The following is a 21,595-nucleotide window of genomic DNA, read 5'->3' as shown; positions in this document are numbered from 1 at the left end:
TAGGGTGACCAGCTCAGGGACCCCTCTGCGGAGCCTTGGAGGTGGGGTACGGGGATGAGCGTCGGCACGAGCAGCGCACCAGGGGCCCAGGACGCCGGGAGCCCGCCCGCCGCGTCCCGGCCGCCCGGTGATCGCGCCGACCTCGGCATCGACCCCGACATGCTGCCCGACGGACTCGTCGTCGCCGACGAGCAGGGCCGGGTCGTCTGCTTCAACGCCGCCGCCGAGCGCATCACCGCCGTCCCCGCCCGGGACGCCCTCGGACAGCCCTTGGAGAAGGCCCTGCCATTAGAGGATCTGGAGGGGCGACGCTGGTGGCAGCTGACCGACCCGTACGGCGGCCTCGCGATCCGGGTCGGACAGCCCGAGCGCAACCTCCTCCTCCCCGGCGGCCGTGAGGTGCTGGTCTCCGCGCGCTACGTCCGCACCAGGCCCACCGGGCCCCTGAGGCGCCTCGTCGTCACCCTGCGCGACACCGAGGCCCGCCGCCGCACCGAGCGCAGCCACGCCGAGCTGATCGCCACCGTCGCCCACGAACTGCGCTCCCCGCTCACCTCCGTCAAGGGCTTCACCGCCACCCTGCTCGCCAAGTGGGAACGCTTCACCGACGACCAGAAGCGGCTGATGCTGGAGACCGTCGACGCCGACGCCGACCGGGTCACCCGGCTCATCGCCGAGCTGCTCGACATCTCCCGGATCGACTCCGGCCGGCTGGAGGTGCGGCGCCAGCCCGTCGACATCGGCGCCGCCGTGGGCCGTCACATCCAGGCCTACGTCGCCGCCGGGCAGCCCGCCGACCGCTTCCTGCTGCGCGTCCAGCAGCCGCTGCCCGACCTGTGGGCCGACCCCGACAAGATCGACCAGGTGCTCAGCAACCTCCTGGAAAATGCCGTGCGGCACGGCGAGGGAACTGTCACGATCGACGTCACGGCCACGGCGTCCCCCCGCGAGGGCGAGGACATCGGCACGTCGGTCACGGTGAGCGACGAGGGGCCGGGCATCCCGGAGGAGTCCATGAACCGCGTCTTCACCCGCTTCTGGCGGGGCAGCAAGCGCGGTGGCACGGGCCTCGGGCTCTACATCGTCAAGGGCATCGTCGAGGCCCACGGCGGCACCATCACGGTCGGCCGCGCACCCGGCGCCGGCGCCGAGTTCCGATTTACGTTGCCCGTGAGCGCTCCGGCCTATCTCGCCTGAGCAGCCCGCGGGCGCATTCGTACACCTCCACCCCGTTAGACTCGGCCCTTGGCACCTTTGTGTCCCGCAGACGGCCGTCGGAGTCGGTGACGGGGACCTCCAGCCAGCCAATCGGAAGCACGGGAAGAGATGTCGGCACCGAATAAGTCGTACGACCCTGTAGAGGTCGAGGCGTTGAAACCGGAAGAGATCGAGCGCATGCGGGACGAGGCGCTCGCCGCCTTCGCCGCCGCGGACTCCCTCGACGCGCTCCACGAGGCCAAGGTCGCCCACACCGGCCCCGCCTCCCCGCTGGCCCTCGCCAACCGCGAGATCGGCGCCCTGCCCCCGCACGCCAAGGCCGACGCCGGCAAGCGCGTCGGGCAGGCCCGCGGCGCCGTGAACAAGGGCCTCGCCGCCCGCCAGGCCGAGCTGGAAGCCGAGCGGGACACCCGCGTGCTGGTCGAGGAGGCGGTGGACGTCACGCTGCCCTACGACCGCGTACCGGCCGGCGCCCGGCACCCGCTCACCACGATGATGGAGCGGGTCGCGGACGTCTTCGTGGCCATGGGCTACGAGATCGCCGAAGGGCCGGAGGCCGAGGCGGAGTGGTTCAACTTCGACGCCCTGAACTTCCTGCCCGACCACCCGGCCCGGCAGATGCAGGACACGTTCTTCGTGCAGGGCCCCAAGGGCACCGAGGAGTCCGGCTCCGGCGTCGTGCTGCGCACCCACACCTCCCCGGTGCAGGCCCGCGCCCTGCTCGACCGTGAGCTGCCGGTGTACATCGTCTGCCCCGGCCGGGTGTTCCGCACGGACGAGCTGGACGCCACGCACACGCCCGTCTTCCACCAGATCGAGCTGCTCGCGATCGACGAGGGCCTGACCATGGCGGACCTCAAGGGCACCCTGGACCACATGGTCCAGTCCCTGTTCGGCGCGGACATGAAGACGCGGCTGCGGCCGAACTACTTCCCCTTCACCGAGCCGAGCGCCGAGATGGACATGCTCTGCTACGTGTGCAAGGGCGAGTCCATCGGCAACCCCGACCGGCCCTGCCGCACCTGCTCGTCCGAGGGCTGGATCGAGCTCGGCGGCTGCGGCATGGTCAACCCGCGGGTGCTGACCGCCTGCGGCGTCGACCCCGAGAAGTACAGCGGCTTCGCCTTCGGGTTCGGTATCGAGCGGATGCTGATGTTCCGCCACAACGTCGAGGACATGCGAGACATGGTCGAGGGTGACGTCCGGTTCACCCGGCCGTTCGGGATGGAGATCTGATGCGGGTCCCGCTTTCTTGGCTGCGGGAGTACGTCGACCTGCCGGCCACCGAGACCGGCCGCGACGTCCAGGCCAAGCTCATTTCGGCCGGTCTGGAGGTCGAGACGGTCGAGCAGCTCGGCGCCGACCTCAAGGGACCCCTGGTGGTCGGCCAGGTCGCGACCATCGAGGAGCTGACGGAGTTCAAGAAGCCGATCCGCTTCTGCACCGTCGACGTCGGCCAGGCCAACGGTACGGGCGAGCCCCAGGAGATCGTCTGCGGCGCCCGCAACTTCGCCGTCGGCGACAAGGTCGTTGTGGCCCTGCCCGGCGCCGTCCTGCCCGGTGACTTCCAGATCGCCGAGCGCAAGACCTACGGCAAGATGTCCCGCGGCATGATCTGCTCCAGCGACGAGCTGAACATGGGCGACGACGGCACCAAGGGCATCATCGTGCTGCCCCCGGAGACCGAGGTCGGCAAGGACGCGATCGAGCTGCTGGAGCTGGTCGACGAGGTCCTCGACATCGCCGTCACGCCCGACCGCGGCTACTGCCTGTCGATGCGCGGTGTCGCCCGCGAGACCGCCATCGCCTACGGCCTGCCGCTGCGCGACCCGGCCCTGCTCGACGTGCCCGGCCCGAACGCGTACGGCTACCCGGTGCGGATCTCCGACCCCACCGGCTGCGACCGCTTCACGGCCCGCACGGTGACCGGCCTGAGCGCCGAAGCCCGCTCGCCGATCTGGCTCCAGCGCCGGCTCCAGAAGGTCGGCATGCGCCCGATCTCGCTCGCCGTCGACGTCACCAACTACGTGATGATGGAGCTCGGCCAGCCGCTGCACGCCTACGACCGCGGCCTGGTCCAGGGCACGATCGGCGTGCGCAGGGCCGAGCCGGGCGAGAAGCTCACCACCCTCGACGGTGTCGAGCGCACGCTGGACGCCGAGGACCTGGTGATCACCGACGACCGCGGCCCCATCGGTCTCGCCGGTGTCATGGGCGGCGCCAACACGGAGATCGCCGACCACGACGACACCGAGAACGCCACGGCCGACATCGTCATCGAGGCCGCCCACTTCGACGCGGTGTCGATCGCGCGCACGGCCCGCCGCCACAAGCTGTCCTCCGAGGCGTCCCGGCGCTTCGAGCGCGGTGTCGACCCGCAGGCCGCCGCTGCCGCCGCGCAGCGCACGGTGGATCTGCTGGTCCTGCTCGCGGGCGGCACCGCCGAGGCCGGCGTCACCGAGGTCCTCGCCCCGACCGCGCCCCGCACCATCACGATCCCGGCCGACCACCCGGACAAGGTCGCGGGCGTCGCCTACGGCCGCGAAACCGTCGTACGGCGGCTCCAGGAGATCGGCTGCGACGTGTACGGGCAGGACGAGCTGATCGTCACCGTGCCGTCCTGGCGCCCCGACCTCACCGACCCGAACGACCTGGCCGAAGAGGTCATCCGCCTGGAGGGCTACGAGAACCTGCCCTCCACGCTGCCCAAGCCGCCGGCCGGTCTAGGCCTGACCAGCCGGCAGCGGCTGCACCGCCGCGTCGGCCGGGCCCTGGCCGGTTCCGGGTACGTCGAGGCGCTGAACTACCCGTTCATCGGCGAGCAGGTCTTCGACCAGCTCGGCCTCGAAGCCGACGACCCGGCCCGCCGCGTCGTCAAGCTCAGCAACCCGCTGAGCGACGAGGAGCCCGCGCTGCGCACGACGCTGCTGCCGGGCCTGCTCACCGCTCTGCGGCGCAACGACGGCCGGGGCTCGCACGACCTCGCGCTGTTCGAGACCGGACTGGTCTTCCGGCCGCGCGAGGAGCAGCGGATCGCCGCCGTGCTGCCCGTCGACCGCCGCCCGACGGACGAGGAGCTCGCCGAGCTGAACGCGGCGCTGCCCGAGCAGCCGCGGCACGCCGCCGTCGTCCTCGCCGGTGCGCGGGAGCAGGCCGGCTGGTGGGGCAAGGGCCGTCCGGCCGACTGGGCCGACGCGGTGGAGGCGGCGCGGTCCGTCGCCCGTGAGGCCGGTGCCGAGCTGATCATCCGCAAGGGGCAGTACGGGCCCTGGCACCCGGGGCGGTGCGCCGAACTGGCCGTCACCGTGGACGGTGCCGAGCGGGTCGTGGGGCATGCCGGTGAGCTGCATCCGCGGGTCGTGAAGGCGCTGGGCCTGCCCGCGCGCACCTGCGCGATGGAGATCGACCTGGACGCGGTGGAGGCGGCGGGTGACGCCACGGCGCGGGCGCCGCGGATCTCCACGTTCCCCGTCGCCACCCAGGACGTCGCCCTGGTCGTCGACGCGGTCGTTCCGGCGGCGGAGGTCGAGGAGGCCCTGCGTGAGGGGGCCGGGGAACTGCTGGAGTCGATCCGCCTGTTCGACGTGTACGAGAACGCCGAGCAGTTGGGGGAGGGGCGCAAGTCACTGGCGTACGCGCTGCGGTTCCGGGCGCCTGACCGGACGCTGACCGTCGATGAGGCTTCCGCGGCTCGGGATGCGGCCGTGGCTCTTGCCGGTGAGCGTGTCGGGGCTGAGCTGCGGAGTTAGTGCCGCCTCACTCGTTTGAGTGGTAAAGATAGGTAAGCCTGCCCTTCCGGGCGTGCTGTCGACAGAATCGGACCGGCCTTATACGGGCCGGTCCGATTCTGTGTCAGGGCCTATTGGGGGGCCATCGGCATGATCCGCATCAGGGGTCGGGTGCGAAGTCTCGGTCTGCCGACGGTGTGGGGCGCGGCGGCCGTCACGTACAAGCTGGCCTGTCCGCTCGCCCAGGAGACCGGCCTCGAAGCGCGGATCGTCACCAGTGCCGTGTTCTTCGCGGTCGGCACCGGGCTGATCCTCCATGTGCGGCAGACGCTGATGCGCGAGCTGCGGCAGTTGCGCCGCGTCGCGGGTGCCGCGCAGAGCGCGCTGCTGAGGCCGCCGCCCTCGTGTGTCGACGGACTGGACGTCGCCGCCGCCCAGTTGTCCTCGGAGCGTGGGGCGGCCATGGGCGGTGACCTGTACGAGGTCGTCGCCACCGAGTACGGCGTACGGGCCGTGATGGGTGACGTCCGCGGGCACGGGATCGGGACGTTCGGGACCGTCGCCGCCGTGCTCGGCTGTTTCCGTGAGGCCGCGCACGACGAGAAGGATCTCGGCAGTGTGCTGCACCGGCTGGAACGCGCCCTGGCCCGGCATCTGCGCCAGGAACAACCGGCGGGCGGCGCCGAGGAGTTCGTGACCCTGCTGCTCGTGGAGATCCGCGCCGAGGGCGAGATGACCGCCCTGAACTGCGGGCACCCGTGGCCGTACCGGCTGAGCGGCACGGACGTCGACCAACTCGCCCCGGCCGATCCGCACCCGCCGCTGGGCCTGTTCCCGCTTCCGGCCGACCTGTCCACCGAAGGGCTGGGGTATCTGGAGCCCGGTGACGCCCTGTTCCTCTTCACGGACGGTGCCCAGGACGCGAGGGACGCCCGTGGCCGGTTCTTTCCCCTGTCGAGCGTTGTGTCGAACGTCGTGCAGGAGGAGGCCCTTTCCTCGCAGACCGTTCTGCGCGGGATTCTCGCCGCCCTTCAGCACCACACCGGGGGTACATCGTCGGACGACATCGCCCTGATGGTTCTCAGGAACGGTCGGGGCAGGTCCTTGAGGGGCGCGGGGAACTGCGCGACCAGCCACAACCCACCCACAGCCGACGACGCACCTCTGACACCACGGCGATGACTCGCCCCGCCCGGCCGGCGGAGCCGTCCGCCCCGCCACGGAGTGTCGGGCAGGCAGCTGGGCGGACGGCGGAAGCGGGCCGCCGCACTGTACGAGGGGGAGCCGGCGGCCCGGCCGGCCTCTTGCGAGGCATTTCAGTCAACCGGCTGACGACTCTCCGCGACAGTGCGCACACAGTGCGGATTCGAGCACTCCGTTCACACCCCGTGTGAAGGCGGAGCCACTAATCTGGCCGCACCGAGCCACCGGGGGGCCCACATGCAGCCCAACACTCTGCTCGACGCGATCCTGGACGAGGCCGGGATCTCGCACGCGGGGCTGGCCGCACATGTCAACCAGGCGGGACGGGCACGTGGCCTGTCCCTGAGGTACGAACACACCGCCGTCGCCCGGTGGTTGAAGGGGCAGCGTCCCCGGGGCCAGGTGCCCGACCTGATCTGCGAGGTGCTCGCCGCCCGGTTGCGGCGGCAGGTGACCCTCGACGACATCGGCCTGGGCGTGCCCGGTGAGCCGTCCGCTCCGCACACCGGCACCCTCTCCGGTTTCGTCGAGCGGGCCACCGCCCTGTGGCGCTCCGACCAGCAGCAGCGCCCGCACATCCTGGGCGCACCCGCGCTCACCGGCACGCCCGCCGTCATGCCGGTGTGGGAGTGGGAGAACCCGCCCGAGGACGTGGACGTCTCGCGCGGCGGCCGGCACCGGGTCACCCCGGGCGACCTCGACATGCTGCGGGCCGCCCGCACGCACTACGAGCAGTTGTACCGCAAGGCCGGGGGCATCGCGACGCGAGCCCGCATCGTCGGCTTCCTCAACTCCGAGGCCGCGCCGCTGCTGCGCGGCAGCTACACCGACGAGACGGGCCGTCAACTCCACCGCGCCACGGGCGGACTGGTGGCCGTCGCGGGGATCTGCGCCTACGACTCCGACGCGCATGGCCTCGCGCAGCGCTACTTCCACCAGGCCCTGCGGCTCGCCAAGGCCAGCGGGGACCGGGGGCTCGGCGCCTACGTCATCGCGCTGCTGGTCAACCAGTCGCTGTTCATGCGGGAGTACCGGCAGGCCGTGGCCTTCGCGGAGGCCGCGCTGCGGGCCGCCGGCAAGCACATCACCCCGGCTCTCGCCTCGGACCTGTACGCGATGCAGGCCAAGGCGTACGCGCATCTCGGCGACGGCACGAGCGCCCTGGCCTGCATCGGGCGGGCCGAGCAGGCCGCGGCCCGCATCCGGCGTGGCCACGAGCCCGACGAGACCGGTTACGTCCAGCCGGGGCTGGTCAACGTCCAGGTGGCGGAGGCTCTGCTGAGCCTCGGGGAGATCGCGGCCGCCGGCGAGCACGCCGCGGCCGCGGTCGACAACCCGGCGCACGACCGCGGCCGGGTGCACCGGCTGGCCATGCTCAGCACGATCGAGCTGCGGCAGGGCAACGCGGACAAGGCCGTGGCCATCGCCGTGCAGATGGCCGAGCAGGCCCGCGGCATGGAGTCCCAGCGGTTGCGCGACCGGCTGCGCGCGGTGCGGGAGCACCTGGTGCGCAGCGGCTGCGCCGGCACCGCCGAGGCGGCCGAACTCATCGACGGAGCCCTGCGCGTACCGTTGTAGACCCCGGGCGCCGTCGCCCGCGTCATCCCGAGCGACGTCCTGTGCGCCTGCTGTCAGTACGTCCCTACTGCGATATTGCCACTTACTCGACGGAAGGTGGCAGAACCGTGCAGTGGACGAAACACAACGAACAAGCTGTGTACTCAAACCGCTGGTTCAGCGTCAATCTCGCGGATGTCGAACTGCCGGACGGCCGGCACCTCGACCACTTCCTCATACGGCTGCGGCCCGTTGCCGTGGCCACGGTCGTGAACGAGGCCAACGAGGTGCTGCTGCTCTGGCGGCACCGCTTCATCACCGACAGCTGGGGCTGGGAACTCGCGGCGGGCGTCGTCGAGGACGGCGAGGACGTCGCCCGGGCGGCCGCCAGGGAACTGGAGGAGGAGACGGGCTGGCGGCCGGGACCCCTGCACCACCTCATGAGCGTGGAGCCGTCCAACGGGCTCACCGACGCCCGGCACCACGTGTACTGGGCCGACGAGGGCGAGTACGTCGGGCACCCCGTGGACGACTTCGAGTCGGACCGCCGGGAATGGGTTCCCCTCAAGCTCGTCCCCGACATGGTCGCCCGCGGGGAGGTCCCGGCCGCCAACATGGCGGCCGCGTTACTGCTGCTGCACCATCTCAGGCTCGGGCAGGACACCTTGCCCTGAGCTAACGTCCCAGTGCCTGCCAGATCGCCACGACGAGGGCACCCACGGCGGTGAGGGCGGCGACCGCGGGAAGCGGCCAGCGCGCGTGTTCCAGTGAGTTGATCCGGGTGTTGAGCTCGTCGAGTTCCTTGGCGGTCTCCTCGGTGCGGTGGCTGAGCAGAGCCAGCCCGCCCTCTACTCGGGCGTACGCCACATCGAGGCGGCGTCGTAACTCTGCGAGTTCTCCATGTACGACCGGATGCTCGGGATCGACGGTCACGAGTCCGTTCCTTTCCGTAGTCGTTGCGCATCCCTTGCATGCGCATGAGGAGTCAACTCGCCTGGTGGGCGGCTGGGGAGAGTGTGCGACGGGCATATGCGAGCCCGGCGCGCACACGGTGTGTGAATGCCACGGGCCCGGCACCAACTGTGGTGCCGGGCCCGTGGGCTGGCCGAAATATGACCGCCCGTAACCGGCCTCGTGGGTACCCGGACCGCGCTGCCGCTCGCCCTCGTGACCACTCCGCTCGCCCTGTGGATGGGCCGGCTGCGCGGCCGCCTCAACGAGCAGGCGGCGGAATGGGGACGCCGCCGGTTCCGGCCGTGGCCGGAGGAGCGGCGGCGCTGAGGTGGCGGCCCGGGCCGGGCGGTCAGTCGTACGTGTAGAAGCCCGACCCCGTCTTGCGGCCCAGCCGGCCCGCGTCGACCATGCGCTGCAGGAGCGGGGGAGCGGCGTACAGGGGCTCCTTGTACTCCTCGTACATCGACTGGGCCACCGAGGCGACCGTGTCCAGGCCGATGAGGTCGGAGAGCTTCAGGGGGCCCATCGGGTGGGCGCAGCCCATCTCCATGCCGTTGTCGATGTCCTCGCGGCTGGCGATGCCCGTCTCGAACATCCGGATCGCGGAGAGCAGGTACGGGATCAGCAGTGCGTTCACCACGAAGCCGGAGCGGTCCTGGGCGCGGATCGCGTGCTTGCCCAGCACCTTCTCGGTGAACAGCTGGGCCCGGCTCAGCGTGCCCTCGGACGTGGTGAGGGCCGGGATCAGCTCGACCAGCTTCTGCACGGGAGCCGGGTTGAAGAAGTGGATGCCGATGACCTGGTCGGGCCGCGAGGTCGCCACCGCCAGCTTCACCAGCGGGATGGAGGAGGTGTTGGAGGCCAGGATGGCGTCGGGCCGGGTCACGACCTGGTCGAGCACCTGGAAGATCTCGGTCTTGACCTGCTCGTTCTCGACGACGGCCTCGATCACCAGGTCGCGGTCGGCGAACTCGCCGAGGTCCGTGGTGAAGCTCAGACGGGCCTGGGTGGCCTCCAGCTCCTCCTCGGTGATCTTGCCGCGCTCGGCTGCCTTGGCCAGGGAGTTGAACAGCCGGGTCCGGCCGATCTCCAGGGCCTCGCCGGTGGTCTCGGCGACCATGACGTCCAGACCGGCCCGGGCGCACACCTCGGCGATCCCCGCGCCCATCTGACCGCAGCCCACGACTCCGACGCGTGCAATGTCTCCCGCTGGGGTGTCCGTCACATCGTCCCTTTCGCTGCTGATCCACTTCCGGGCAGGTGCTCCGGGTCCCGGTGCCTGCTCCGTTCGAGCACGTTACTCCCAAGTATCGATGATCGATCGCGGGGGTCGCGCCCGCTTCGGGCATGCTGGGCGCGGAGCGATCCGCGACCGGGCGGATCCGCGGCTTTTTGGGGCATGCGGATGGGACGAGTGTCACGCAGGGCGTTCGCGGTGGCGGCGCTGTCGGCTTTCACGATGGTGCCTCCGGCGTCGGCCGCGCCCAAGCGGAACGGCAGGGGCGACGACCGGGCGGCCTCCGAGATGCGGGGCGTCTGGCTGGCCACCGTGGCCAACCGCGACTGGCCGTCGAAGCCGGGGCTGACGGCCGCGCGGCAGCGGGCCGAGCTGATCGCCCACCTCGACAGGGCGGTCCGCGACCGGCTCAACACCGTGATCTTCCAGGTCCGGCCCACGGCGGACGCCCTGTGGCCCTCGCCGTACGAGCCGTGGTCGCAGTACCTCACCGGCACCCAGGGCAAGGACCCCGGCTGGGACCCGCTGGGCACGGCCGTTCAGGAGGCCCACGCCCGCGGTCTGAAACTGCACGCCTGGTTCAACCCGTACCGGGTGGCCGGGCACGCCGACCCGACCCGGCTGGCCGCCGGCCACCCCGCCCGTGACAACCCGGACTGGGTGGTGACGTACGGCGGGAAGCTCTACTACAACCCCGGGCTGCCGGAGGTGCGGAGCTTCGTGCAGGAAGCGATGCTCGACGCGGTGGAGAAGTACGCCGTGGACGGCGTCCACTTCGACGACTACTTCTACCCGTACCCGGTGGCGGGCCAGAGCTTCGACGACGACGAGGCCTACGAGGAGTACGGCGCCGGCTTCCCGAACCGGGCGGCGTGGCGGCGGGACAACATCGACAAGCTGGTGCGGGAGACGGCGGAGCGCGTCAAGCAGGTCCGGCCCGGCACCCCCTTCGGCGTCAGCCCGTTCGGAGTGTGGCGCAACGCCGCCACCGACGCGCGCGGCTCGGACACCCGGGCGGGCGTGCAGACCTACGACGACCTGCACGCGGACACGCGCAAGTGGGTGCGCGAGGGCTGGATCGACTACATCGTCCCGCAGCTGTACTGGAACATCGGTTTCGCCGCCGCCGACTACGCGAAACTCCTGCCCTGGTGGGCGGAGGTCGCGCGCGGCAGCTCGACCCGGCTGTACGCGGGGGAGGCGCTGTACAAGGCCGGTGACCCGGCGCAGCCCGCGGCCTGGCAGGACCCGGCCGAGCTGTCCCGGCACCTGACGCTGGCCGGCGATCACGCGCAGGTGCGCGGGCACGTCTTCTTCGCCGCCAAGGACATGGCGAACGATCGGATCGGTGCGATGGCGAGGGTGGTCGCCGACCACTACGGGCAGCCGGCGCCGCCGCCGCGCTGAATCACGGCCCGGTGGTGGTCTCCCGGTGCCGGATCTCGGTGTCGGGTCCCGGCGAGCACACGCCCTCGTGCCCGTCCTCGAACCGGACGCGGTACGGGGGGTTGCCCTCCCGGCCCAGCACTTCGACGATCTCGCCGACCTTGTCGTGCTGACCGACCACCCTGCCGTGCTGGACAAGCTGGTCGCCCACGGTTGCGCGCATCTGGGGCCTCCTCGCGATCTGCGGAGCAGCGGTGGTCCGTGGCCTTTCGAGTCTACGGCCGGGGGCGCCGCTCGGCAGGGGCCGCGTGTGCCCCGCTCAGCCGCGCGCCCGTTGTGTGACGGCGATGCAGACCAGCACCGCCACGGCTGTCAGCGGGGCGGCCACGGGCAGGTGCTCGCCCAGCAGCAGCACCGACCACACCAGTGTGAGCAGGGGCTGGGCGAGCTGCAACTGGCTGGCCTTGGGGATGCCGATGGCCGCCATGCCCCGGTACCAGACGACCAGTCCGAGGAACTGCGAGCCCGCCGCGACCCACAGCAGGCCGGTGACGCTGTGCGCGGTCAGCCGCACGGGTTCCTGCGCCAGGGCGAACGCGGCGACGGGCACGGTCAGCGGCAGGCACAGCACCAGCGCCCAGCCGATGACGTGCCAGCCCGGCATGATCCGGGCCAGCCGGCCGCCCTCGGTGTAGCCGGCCGCGCACACCAGCAGCGCCGCGAAGAGGTACACGTCGGCCGTGTTCAGGGCGCCGCCGCTCTGCTGAACGGTGAAGGCCAGGACCGCCGCCGCGCCGGCGACGGCCGCCGCCCAGAACGTGCGCGAGGGCCGGGTGCCGACGCGCAGGGCGGACAGGAGCGCGGTGGTCAGGGGGAGCAGTCCGACCACGACGGCGGCGTGCGCGGTGGTCGAGGTCTCCAGCGCGAGCGTGGTGAGCAGCGGGAAACCGAGCACGACACCGGCCGCCACGATCGCGAGGCCGGACCAGTGGCGGCGGGCGGGCAGCGGAACGCGAAGGGCGAGCAGACAGCCGCCCGCGATCACCGCGGCCAGGACGCTGCGGACGGCGACCAGCGACCAGGGCCCGAAGCCCTCCAGACCCCAGGCGGTGGCCGGGAAGGTGAGGGAGAAGGCGATGACGCCCAGGGCGGCCTGGAGGGTGCCGAGGCCGGGCTGCTGCTCTCGCGCTGCGGCGACTGCTATCCGGGAAGCGGTAGTAGCGCTACTCTGTACTCTCATGCAAGAGCGTAGCAGCGTCGGTGACCTGGTGGAACAGCTGCGGCGGGAGCTGGACCGCTACTCGCCGGGTGGAAAGCTGCCGTCGAGCAGGGCCCTGGTCGAGCGGTTCCGGGTGAGTCCCGTGACCGTGTCGCGGGCGCTGGCGCAGCTCGCCGCCGAGGGACTGGTCGTCACCCGGCCCGGCGCGGGCGCGTTCCGCGCGCAGGCCCGGACGGCACCGGCCCCCGCCGGGGACACCTCCTGGCAGGAGGTCGCGCTCAGCGCGGACGGTGCCGCCGATCTCGTGCCGCGCTCGGTGGACGCCTCCGGGGTGCTCGTCTCGCTGGCCGCGCCGCCGCCCGGCGTGATCGAGTTCAACGGCGGCTATCTGCACCCCTCGTTGCAGCCGGAGCGCGCGATGGCCGCCGCCCTGTCGCGCGCCGGACGCCGCCCCGGCGCCTGGGGACGCCCGCCCGTGGAGGGGCTGCCGGAGCTGCGCGAGTGGTTCGCGCGGGGCATCGGCGGATCCTTCACGGCCGCCGAGGTGCTGGTCACCGCGGGCGGACAGTCCGCGCTCACCACCGCCCTGCGCGCCCTCGCCCCGCCCGGCGCCCCCGTCCTCGTCGAGTCGCCGACCTACCCGGGCATGCTCGCCATCGCCCGTGCCGCGGGCCTGCGCCCGGTGCCCGTCCCGGTCGACCCGGACGGGGTGAAACCGGCGCTGCTCGCCGACGCCTTCCGGGCCACCGGCGCCCCGGCCTTCGTCTGCCAGCCGCTCTTCCAGAACCCCACCGGTGCCGTGCTCGCGCCCGAGCGGCGCCACGAGGTGCTGTCCATCGCCCGCGCGGCGGGCGCGTTCGTCGTCGAGGACGACTTCGTGCGGCGGCTCGTGCACGAGGACGCGGGACCGCTGCCGCGCTCGCTGGCCGCCGACGACCCCGACGGTGTCGTCGTCCACGTCTGCTCGCTCACCAAGGCGACCTCGCCGAGCTTCCGGGTGAGCGCCCTGGCCGCGCGCGGCCCGGTCCTGGAGCGGCTGCGCGCGATCCAGGTCGTCGACACCTTCTTCGTGCCCCGGCCCCTGCAGGAGGCGGCACTCGAACTCGTCGGCTCGCCCGCCTGGCCGCGCCATCTGCGAGCGGTCGCCGCCGCGTTGAAGGCGCGCCGGGACGCGCTGACCGCCGCGCTCGCGCTGCACCTGCCGGAACTCGCTCTGGCGCACGTGCCGTCCGGCGGCTACCACCTGTGGCCGCGTCTGCCGGACGGGACGGACGAGCCGGCTCTCGTGGCGGCCGCCCTGCGCGCGGGCGTCGCGATCACCCCCGGCCGCCCCTACTTCAGCGCCGAGCCGCCGGCCGCGCACATCCGGCTGAGTTTCGCGGCGGTCGCGGGGACCGGGGAGATCGCCGAGGGCGTACGGCGGCTGCGCACGGCCTGCGACGAGGTGCTGGGATAAGAGTTCGACGCACAGGCCGCCGACCTGCCAGCATCCCGTCATGACCGACACACCGAGCCTGCCCGAGGGCTACGAGATCTCCACGGACCCCGCCCGCGTCGACGCCGAGCGGGTCCACCACTGGCTTTCCACCGACGCGTACTGGGCGCTGGGCCGCCCCCGCGAGAAGCAGGACCGGGCGATCGAGGGGTCGCTCAACTTCGGGGTGTACGAGACGGTGTCGGGGGAGCAGGTGGCGTATGCCCGGGTGATCACGGACCGGGCGACCTTCGGGTGGCTGTGCGACGTGTACGTCGACCCGTCGGTGCGCGGCAAGGGGGTCGGCAGCGCGCTCGTGGCGGCCGTGCGGGAGGAGCTGCGGCAGTACGGGGTGCGCCGGGTCCTGCTCGCCACGCACGACGCGCACGGGGTCTACGAGAAGCTCGGGTTCGCCGCACTGGAGCGGCCCGAGCACTGGATGGCGCTCATCTTCGGCCCGTGAGGGTCGGTGCACCCTGGGTAACTCCCTGGTAACACCTCTTGACCTGCGTACTTGCGACCACCACCATCGCCGCATGCCACTTCGGGTCACGTTCGTCGCCGCCGCGCGCAGCTCCCCGTTGCTCGCCGAGCGCTTCGAGGACGACCGGCCGCTGGACCAGGCCGGCTGGGGTGAGGTGGAGCGCGTCGCCCGCGAACTGCTGCCGCTCGCCGCGGCCGAGCTGCGCTACTGCTCGCCGACCCCGCGCAGCCGTGCGACGGGAGAGGGGCTCGGGTACGCGCCGCTCGTGCAACTCGGCCTGCGGGACTGCGACATGGGCCGGTGGCGCGGGCTGACCCTCGGTGAGGCGATGGCCCGGGAGCCGGAGGCCGTGGACGCCTGGCTCGCCGATCCGCGCGCCACACCGCACGGCGGTGAGTCGCTGGTGGACTTCATCACCCGCGTCGGCGGCTGGCTGGACACCCGGCCCGTCGATGACGGCTGCCGGGTGGTTGCGGTGGCCGAGCCGTCCGTGATCCGCGCCGCCCTGGTGTACGCCCTGAAGGCGCCGCCCTCGACGTACTGGAACATCGACGTCCGCCCGCTGTCGACGACCGCCGTGTCGGGCCGGGCGGGGCGCTGGAACCTGCGCTTCGACGGGGTGCCGTCTCAGACGTCGCGCGCGTAGTCCGTGCGCAGCACCAGGTCCTTGGCCGGGCCGCGCACGTGCCACACCGTCCGCCAGTGGTCCGGGTCGCGGACGGTGAACTCGCCGCGGTAGAGATCCGCCGCGCAGGGGTGGTCGGCCACATGCCGTCCGGACGTCAGGTCCAGGTCGTGGAACGGCCGGCCGTCCGCGAACCGCACGTCCGCCGTGCCGCCCGGGCCCGGCAGGAACCGCAGCGTCCGCTCGGCGGGCCGGGCGACGCCCTGCCAGACGAAGGTGCCGGACTCGTGGTGCAGCAGCCCGCCGTCCTCCGGCAGCCTGCCGCCCTCTTCCGCGGTGAACACGGTGGTCCCGGTGAACTCTCCCTGCTCGCCGCTCGCGAGATCCCGCACCGACCGGGCCACGCGCCAGCGCCCCGCCAGATACGCCAGTGCGTCCGGCACTGGCCAGAACTCGCCCATTCCGTCCCGCTCTCCGTAACAACCGTCACTGCGCGACCCATTGACGCGCATCAGCCTCCTCCCTATCTTGCCGTTCGAAGTGCTGATCAATGTCTGATATTTCGAACACTCCTCTACCAGAGAGCCGCGGAGTATCCATGCCACGCACCGCCCGCACCCGATGGAGAATCGGTCTCACGACCACCGCCCTCCTGACGGCAGCAGCCCTCGTACCGGCCCCCGCGCACGCCGAGGACATCACCGACTACGCGATCACCGTCGACCCGTCCGCCCAGGGCGCGAAGATCGACGACACGATGTACGGCGTCTTCTTCGAGGACATCAACCGGGCCGCCGACGGCGGTCTGTACGCCGAGCTCGTGCAGAACCGCTCCTTCGAGTACTCCACCGCCGACAACGGCTCCTACACGCCCCTGACCTCCTGGACGGCCGGCGGCACGGCCGAGGTCGTGAACGACTCGGGCCGCCTCAACGACCGCAACCGCAACTACCTCTCTTTGGGCGCCGGTTCCTCCGTGACGAACGCCGGCTACAACACCGGCATCCGGGTCGAGCAGGGCAAGAAGTACGACTTCTCCGTGTGGGCCCGCGCGGAGAGCGGCAGCACGCTCACCGTCTCCCTCAAGGACGCGGCGGGCACGCTGGCGACCGCCCGGCAGGTGGCCGTCAAGGGCGGCTGGGCCAAGTACAAGGCCACCTTCACCGCGAGCCGCACCAGCAACCGCGGCCGCCTCGCCGTGGCCTCGACGAACCCTGCCGCGCTCGACATGGTGTCGCTGTTCCCGCGCGAGACGTACAAGAACCAGCCGAACGGCCTGCGCAAGGACCTCGCCGAGAAGATCGCCGCGCTGAAGCCGGGCTTCGTGCGCTTCCCCGGCGGCTGCCTGGTCAACACCGGCTCCATGGAGGACTACAGCGAGGCGAGCGGCTGGGAGCGCAAGCGCAGCTACCAGTGGAAGGACACCATCGGTCCGGTCGAGCAGCGCGCCACCAACGCCAACTTCTGGGGCTACAACCAGAGCTACGGCCTCGGCTACTACGAGTACTTCCGCTTCGCCGAGGACATCGGCGCCATGCCGCTGCCCGTCGTGCCCGCCCTGGTGACCGGCTGCGGCCAGAACAAGGCCACCGACGACGACGCCCTGCTCAAGCGGCACATCCAGGACACCCTCGACCTCATCGAGTTCGCCAACGGCCCGGCGACCTCCACGTGGGGCAAGGTCCGCGCGCGGATGGGCCACCCCAAGCCCTTCCACCTCACCCACCTCGGCGTCGGCAACGAGGAGAACCTCCCCAAGGAGTTCTTCGCCCGCTTCCAGCAGTTCCGGGCCGCCATCGAGGCCAAGTACCCGGACATCACCGTCATCTCGAACTCGGGCCCGGACGACGCCGGCACGACCTTCGACACCGCCTGGCAGCTCAACCGCGAGCACGACGTCGACCTGGTCGACGAGCACTACTACAACAGCCCGAACTGGTTCCTCCAGAACAACGACCGCTACGACTCCTACGACCGCAAGGGCCCCAAGGTCTTCCTCGGCGAGTACGCCTCCCAGGGCAACGCCTGGAAGAACGGCCTCTCCGAAGCCGCGTACATGACCGGCCTGGAGCGCAACGCGGACATCGTCAAGCTCGCCTCGTACGCCCCGCTGCTCGCCAACGAGGACTACGTCCAGTGGCGGCCGGACATGATCTGGTTCAACAACCACGCCTCCTGGAACTCGGCCAACTACGAGGTCCAGAAGCTGTTCATGACCAACGTCGGCGACCGCGTCGTCCCGTCGAAGGCCACGACCACGCCGAACGTCAGCGGCCCGATCACGGGTGCCGTCGGCCTGTCCACGTGGGCGACCAGCGCCGCGTACGACGACGTGAAGGTCACTTCGGCGGACGGCTCGACCCTGCTCAGCGACGACTTCTCCGGTGACGCCTCGAAGTGGACCACCAGCGGCCGGGGCAGCTGGAGCATCCAGGACGGCCAGTACGTCCAGACCGACACGGCCGCCGAGAACACCATGGTCACGGCGGGCGACCCGGCCTGGAAGGACTACGACCTGCATGTGAAGGCCACCAAGAAGTCCGGCAAGGAGGGCTTCCTCGTCGCCTTCGGCGTCAAGGACACCGGCAACTACTACTGGTGGAACCTGGGCGGCTGGAACAACACCCAGTCCGCGATCGAGCAGGCCGTGGACGGCGGCAAGGGCACGCTGATGACCAAGGCCGGGTCGATCGAGACGGGCCGCGCCTACGACATCGACATCAAGGTGCGCGGCCGTCAGGTCACCCTGTTCCTGGACGGCAAGGAGTGGGGCAGCTTCAAGGACGACAAGCCGGCCGAGCCGTTCCGCCAGGTCGTCACCAAGGACGCGAAGACCGGTGACCTGATCGTCAAGGTCGTCAACGCCCAGTCCGCCGAGGCCCGTACGGCCGTCGACCTGGGTGGCGCAAAGGTCGCCTCCACGGCCCGCGTGACCACGCTGGCCGCCGACGAGGACGCGGTGAACACCGAGACGGACACGCCGGTGACACCGGTGACGTCCACATTCCGGGGGGTGGACCGGACGTTCACCTACACCTTCCCGGCGAACTCCGTCACGTTCCTGCGGATCAAGCAGAGGTAGCAGGCACCTCGCGTGGGCCGCTGCCCCCTGGGGTGGCGGCCCACGCGCGTGCCTGCGTGTCGTCGAGGATCCGCGTCAGTGCGAGCCGAGGACGCAGAACTCATGGCCCTCCGGGTCGGACAGGCACGTCCACGGGACATCGCCCTGGCCGAGGTCGAGGTCGGTGGCGCCGAGGGTTTTCAGCCGGGCCACCTCCGCTGCCTTGTCGTCACCGGGGTACGGCAGCAGGTCGAGATGGACGCGGTCCGGCACGGTCTTCGCGTCGGACGAGCGGCGGAACTCGAGGTACGGGCCGACACCCTGGGCGGAGCGCAGCACCGCGTGTTCGCCGGTCACCTCGTGCACGGTCCAGTCCGTCGCCCCGCCCCAGAACCCGGCCATGGCCCGCGGATCGGCGCAGTCGACCACCACCCGGGCGATCGGCCCGGTGTCCCGGTAGCTCTCCCGAGGGTCCAGCACACAGAACTCGTTGCCCTCGGGATCGGCGAGGACCGTCCACGGCACATCGCCCTGGCCCACGTCGGCGGGCGTCGCACCGAGAGCCTTCAGACGCGCGACCAGCTCCGCCTGATGGGCCGCGGAGGTGGTGGCGAGATCGAGATGCACACGGTTCTTCGTCGCTGTCTTGGGCTCCGGGACGGTGACGACGTCGATGCACACGGCGACCGGGTCCGGCCAGACGAAGCCGTCGCCGGGTTCCACGTTGGTCACGCCGGGCCCCTCGCTGGAGACACTCCAGCCGAGCGCCTCCGCCCAGAAGCGGCCGACCGCCGAGTCGTCAAGGGCCTTGATGTTCACCTGAACAGGTCGCAGTGCCATACCGGCGATCTTATTTCCGCGTGTATCGCGGGCGTATGGAAAATCGCATACGCCGCCGCAACGGCCCTTCGTCTCCCATGGAGGGCATGACTCCCAACGCATCCCTGTCGGCACCGCCCCGCCGCACGCGCGGGTTCGTGCTCCTCGGCCTGGCCGTCCTCGGCCTGGCGAGCGCCGTGTTCGCCGTACGGCGGCCGCTCATGATGTCCGCTCCGGTGTGCATGGCCGGGCGGTGGCACGGCTGCTTCGACACGTTCAACGGCGTGGTGCTCATGACCCTGGTCGCGCTGCCGCTCGCCGCGCTGGTGGCGTGGGCCCTGGCGCGCCGTCGGCGTGCCGCCGGCGTCACGTCGGCATGGCGGATGTCGCTGGCCGAGGTGGGCATCGTCCACGGGACCGTGCCGTTCCTGTGGCTGACCATGATGCCGGGCGCCGGTGCCGGCGTCGTCCCCGGCCGGCTGAGCCTGGTACCGCTGCGGGACCTGGTCACGATGGGGCCGCTCGGGATCGCCGGGAACCTGCTGGTCTTCGCGTCGCTGGGCTTCTTCGCCCCGATGCGGTTCGCGGCGCTGGCGTCCCTGCCGCGGATCCTGGCGCTCGCGGCGGGCTGCTCGGTCCTGGTCGAGACCGCGCAGTACGTGCTGCGCCTGGACCGGGTGTCCTCCGTGGACGACGTCCTGGTCAACACCGCCGGCGCCGTGCTGGCCGCGCTGGCGTCGCGCCGCTGGTGGCACACGTCCTCGCATACGTCCGCGATATGCCGTGCTGCCTAGGCTTCGGGCATGCGCGTACTGATCGTGGAGGACGAGCCCTACCTGGCCGAAGCCGTCCGTGACGGTCTGCGGCTGGAGGCGATCGCCGCCGACATCGCCGGTGACGGCGACACCGCCCTGGAACTGCTCAGCGTCCACTCCTACGACCTCGCGGTCCTCGACCGCGACATCCCGGGCCCCTCCGGCGACGAGGTGGCCCGGCGCATCGTCGCCTCCGGCAGCGGCATCCCGATCCTCATGCTCACCGCCGCCGACCGGATCGACGACAAGGCCTCCGGGTTCGAGCTCGGCGCCGACGACTACCTCACCAAACCGTTCGAGCTGCGGGAGCTCGTCCTGCGGCTGAGGGCGCTCGACCGCAGACGCGCCTACGCCCGGCCCCCGGTCCGCGAGATCGCGGGCCTGCGGCTGGACCCCTTCCGCCGGGAGGTCTTCCGCGACGGGCGCTACGTCCCGCTCACCCGCAAGCAGTTCGCGGTCCTGGACGTCCTCGTCGCCGCCGAGGGCGGGGTCGTCAGCGCCGAGGAGCTGCTGGAACGGGCCTGGGACGAGAACGCCGACCCCCTCACCAACGCCGTGCGCATCACCGTCTCCGCACTGCGCAAAAGACTCGGCGAGCCCTGGATCATCACCACGGTGCCCGGCGTCGGCTACCGGATCGACACCGGCAGGGACACCACCGGCCCCGGCAGGACGCATGCGTAGACGCCCCGGGCTCAGCGCCCGGCTGAAACTCACCCTCAGCTACGCCGGATTCCTCGCCGTCGCCGGCGCTCTCCTGCTGGCCGTGGTGTGGATGTACCTGCTGCGCTACGTGCCCGACAACTCCCAGGGCCTGCTCTGGACCTCGCCCAACCGCTACCTCCTGGTGCGCACCTTCGCCCCCGCCGCGGCCGTGGCGATGGTCTTCCTGCTCGTGTTCGGCCTCGTCGGGGGGTGGATCCTCGCCGGCCGGATGCTCGCACCGCTCACACAGATCACGGCCGCGGCGCGCAGGGCAGGCAAGGGGTCGCTGTCCCACCGCATCCGCATGGCGGGCCGCCAGGACGAGTTCCGTGAACTGGCCGACACCTTCGACACCATGCTCGAACAACTCGAGTCGCACGTCGCCGAGCAACAGAGGTTCGCCGCGAACGCCTCCCACGAGCTGCGCACCCCGCTGGCCGTCTCGCAGACGCTGCTCGAGGTCGCCCGCAAGGACCCCACGCGGGACCGGGGCGAACTCATCGAACGCCTGCACGCGGTCAACACGCGCGCGATCGGCCTCACCGAGGCCCTCCTGCTGCTCAGCCGCAGCGACCGCGGGACCTTCACCCGGGAGAGCGTCGACCTCTCCCTCATCGCCGAAGAGGCCGCCGAAACCCTGCTCCCCCTCGCCGAACAGCGCGGGATCACGCTCGACGTCACCGGCGGGGCGGCCCGGGCGAGCGGCTCCGCGGAACTCCTGCTGCGGATGGTGACGAACCTCGTCCAGAACGCCCTCGTCCACAACCTCCCCGCGTGCGGCACCGTGACGGTCCACACCGAGGCGCACGGTGGCACGAGCGTGCTGCGGGTCGAGAACACGGGCCGCCGGCTCCCGCCGGAGCTGGTACCGACCCTCACCGAACCCTTCCAGCGCGGAACGGAACGCGCCCGCACCGACGAGCACGCCGGCGTCGGCCTCGGCCTGGCCATAGTGGACAGTGTCGTCCGCGCCCACGACGGCACCCTCGACCTCGTCCCCCGCCCCGCCGGCGGCCTCCTGGTGACGGTCCGGCTTCCCGGTACGCCGCAGGGCGGAGCGATTGCATAAAACTGCAGAGAAACGTATAGTCATGCCCTCTAAGGAGGAGG

General features: G+C 71.5%; 21 protein-coding genes. 15 read left to right on the top strand and 6 right to left on the bottom strand.

What is annotated here, in order from left to right:
* Positions 1 to 54: 54 nt before the first annotated feature.
* The 6 genes from QF034_RS07430 (at position 55) to QF034_RS07405 (ending at position 8,380) form a co-directional block, all read left to right on the top strand.
* Positions 55 to 1,197, top strand: a complete 1,143-nt coding sequence (locus QF034_RS07430) for a sensor histidine kinase (protein WP_307174175.1) — start codon at positions 55 to 57, stop codon at positions 1,195 to 1,197.
* Between the two features lie 129 nt (positions 1,198 to 1,326).
* Entirely contained in the window at positions 1,327 to 2,454 is a 1,128-nt protein-coding gene (pheS, locus tag QF034_RS07425) for a phenylalanine--tRNA ligase subunit alpha (RefSeq protein ID WP_307174173.1), read from the top strand.
* Complete coding sequence (pheT, locus tag QF034_RS07420) at positions 2,454 to 4,967, top strand: phenylalanine--tRNA ligase subunit beta (protein ID WP_307174172.1); 2,514 nt, start codon at positions 2,454 to 2,456, stop codon at positions 4,965 to 4,967. Before pheS ends, pheT begins: the two co-directional genes overlap by 1 nt.
* Before the next feature lie 129 nt (positions 4,968 to 5,096).
* Complete coding sequence (locus QF034_RS07415) at positions 5,097 to 6,128, top strand: PP2C family protein-serine/threonine phosphatase (protein ID WP_307174171.1); 1,032 nt, start codon at positions 5,097 to 5,099, stop codon at positions 6,126 to 6,128.
* Positions 6,129 to 6,386: 258 nt separating this feature from the next.
* Complete coding sequence (locus tag QF034_RS07410; protein ID WP_307174169.1) at positions 6,387 to 7,727, top strand: NsdA family TPR-like regulatory protein; 1,341 nt, start codon at positions 6,387 to 6,389, stop codon at positions 7,725 to 7,727.
* A 107-nt stretch (positions 7,728 to 7,834) separates the two neighbouring features.
* Complete coding sequence (locus QF034_RS07405; protein ID WP_003989067.1) at positions 7,835 to 8,380, top strand: NUDIX hydrolase; 546 nt, start codon at positions 7,835 to 7,837, stop codon at positions 8,378 to 8,380.
* Position 8,381: 1 nt separating this feature from the next.
* Here the strand turns inward: QF034_RS07405 and QF034_RS07400 are convergent, their stop codons facing one another.
* On the bottom strand, positions 8,382 to 8,639 hold the full coding sequence (locus tag QF034_RS07400; protein WP_010045250.1) for a hypothetical protein: 258 nt from the start codon (positions 8,637 to 8,639) through the stop codon (positions 8,382 to 8,384).
* Between the two features lie 201 nt (positions 8,640 to 8,840).
* Between QF034_RS07400 and QF034_RS07395 the strand changes: the two genes are divergently transcribed.
* A complete protein-coding gene (locus tag QF034_RS07395; protein ID WP_307174168.1) occupies positions 8,841 to 8,987 on the top strand; it encodes a hypothetical protein in 147 nt (48 codons plus the stop codon).
* A 22-nt stretch (positions 8,988 to 9,009) separates the two neighbouring features.
* On the opposite strand, the gene QF034_RS07390 is transcribed toward QF034_RS07395, so the two are convergent.
* The gene (locus QF034_RS07390) at positions 9,010 to 9,885 is read right to left on the bottom strand and encodes a 3-hydroxybutyryl-CoA dehydrogenase (protein WP_307174167.1); all 876 of its coding nucleotides are present in this window, start codon (positions 9,883 to 9,885) and stop codon (positions 9,010 to 9,012) included.
* Positions 9,886 to 10,065: 180 nt separating this feature from the next.
* Between QF034_RS07390 and QF034_RS07385 the strand changes: the two genes are divergently transcribed.
* Entirely contained in the window at positions 10,066 to 11,304 is a 1,239-nt protein-coding gene (locus QF034_RS07385) for a glycoside hydrolase family 10-like protein (RefSeq protein ID WP_307174166.1), read from the top strand.
* Position 11,305: 1 nt separating this feature from the next.
* Here the strand turns inward: QF034_RS07385 and QF034_RS07380 are convergent, their stop codons facing one another.
* Both QF034_RS07380 and QF034_RS07375 read right to left on the bottom strand, forming a co-directional pair.
* Entirely contained in the window at positions 11,306 to 11,506 is a 201-nt protein-coding gene (locus QF034_RS07380) for a DUF1918 domain-containing protein (RefSeq protein WP_150479867.1), read from the bottom strand.
* Between the two features lie 96 nt (positions 11,507 to 11,602).
* Positions 11,603 to 12,523, bottom strand: coding sequence for a DMT family transporter (locus QF034_RS07375; RefSeq protein WP_307174165.1), 921 nt, complete (start codon positions 12,521 to 12,523; stop codon positions 11,603 to 11,605).
* Between QF034_RS07375 and QF034_RS07370 the strand changes: the two genes are divergently transcribed.
* The 3 genes from QF034_RS07370 to QF034_RS07360 all read left to right on the top strand — a co-directional run bounded on the left by QF034_RS07370 (position 12,522) and on the right by QF034_RS07360 (position 15,106).
* Positions 12,522 to 13,958 (top strand): aminotransferase-like domain-containing protein, encoded by a 1,437-nt coding sequence (locus tag QF034_RS07370; RefSeq protein WP_307174164.1) that lies wholly within the window; start codon positions 12,522 to 12,524, stop codon positions 13,956 to 13,958. The genes QF034_RS07375 and QF034_RS07370 overlap by 2 nt on opposite strands.
* Positions 13,959 to 13,998: 40 nt before the next feature.
* Positions 13,999 to 14,439 carry a GNAT family N-acetyltransferase gene (locus QF034_RS07365; RefSeq protein ID WP_307174162.1) on the top strand — a complete coding sequence of 147 codons (441 nt, stop codon included), beginning with the start codon at positions 13,999 to 14,001 and terminating at the stop codon, positions 14,437 to 14,439.
* 73 nt (positions 14,440 to 14,512) lie between these two features.
* Positions 14,513 to 15,106, top strand: a complete 594-nt coding sequence (locus tag QF034_RS07360; RefSeq protein ID WP_307174161.1) for a histidine phosphatase family protein — start codon at positions 14,513 to 14,515, stop codon at positions 15,104 to 15,106.
* Here QF034_RS07360 and QF034_RS07355 read toward each other — a convergent pair.
* Positions 15,088 to 15,546, bottom strand: a complete 459-nt coding sequence (locus tag QF034_RS07355; protein ID WP_307174160.1) for a DUF6314 family protein — start codon at positions 15,544 to 15,546, stop codon at positions 15,088 to 15,090. The two genes, QF034_RS07360 and QF034_RS07355, sit on opposite strands and share 19 nt — an antisense overlap.
* A gap of 137 nt (positions 15,547 to 15,683) precedes the next feature.
* On the opposite strand from QF034_RS07355, the gene QF034_RS07350 reads away from it, so the two are divergent.
* Positions 15,684 to 18,167 (top strand): alpha-L-arabinofuranosidase family protein, encoded by a 2,484-nt coding sequence (locus QF034_RS07350; protein ID WP_307174159.1) that lies wholly within the window; start codon positions 15,684 to 15,686, stop codon positions 18,165 to 18,167.
* Between the two features lie 75 nt (positions 18,168 to 18,242).
* On the opposite strand, the gene QF034_RS07345 is transcribed toward QF034_RS07350, so the two are convergent.
* Positions 18,243 to 18,986 (bottom strand): VOC family protein, encoded by a 744-nt coding sequence (locus QF034_RS07345; RefSeq protein WP_307174158.1) that lies wholly within the window; start codon positions 18,984 to 18,986, stop codon positions 18,243 to 18,245.
* Between the two features lie 86 nt (positions 18,987 to 19,072).
* Between QF034_RS07345 and QF034_RS07340 the strand changes: the two genes are divergently transcribed.
* From QF034_RS07340 to QF034_RS07330, 3 genes are read left to right on the top strand one after another with little or no spacing between them, the layout of a single operon-like run.
* Positions 19,073 to 19,759 carry a VanZ family protein gene (locus QF034_RS07340; protein ID WP_307174157.1) on the top strand — a complete coding sequence of 229 codons (687 nt, stop codon included), beginning with the start codon at positions 19,073 to 19,075 and terminating at the stop codon, positions 19,757 to 19,759.
* Positions 19,760 to 19,768: 9 nt separating this feature from the next.
* Positions 19,769 to 20,464: a response regulator transcription factor gene (locus tag QF034_RS07335; RefSeq protein WP_307174156.1), complete on the top strand. Its 696-nt coding sequence runs from the start codon at positions 19,769 to 19,771 to the stop codon at positions 20,462 to 20,464.
* Positions 20,457 to 21,554 (top strand): sensor histidine kinase, encoded by a 1,098-nt coding sequence (locus QF034_RS07330; protein ID WP_307174155.1) that lies wholly within the window; start codon positions 20,457 to 20,459, stop codon positions 21,552 to 21,554. The genes QF034_RS07335 and QF034_RS07330 overlap by 8 nt, the downstream gene beginning before the upstream one ends.
* Positions 21,555 to 21,595 lie beyond the last annotated feature (41 nt).

This window comes from Streptomyces africanus (assembly GCF_030816955.1).
GTDB classification, from domain to species: Bacteria; Actinomycetota; Actinomycetes; order Streptomycetales; family Streptomycetaceae; genus Streptomyces; species Streptomyces africanus.
Note: the sequence above shows the minus strand (reverse complement) of the source record. Positions and strands in the feature narration are given on the sequence as shown.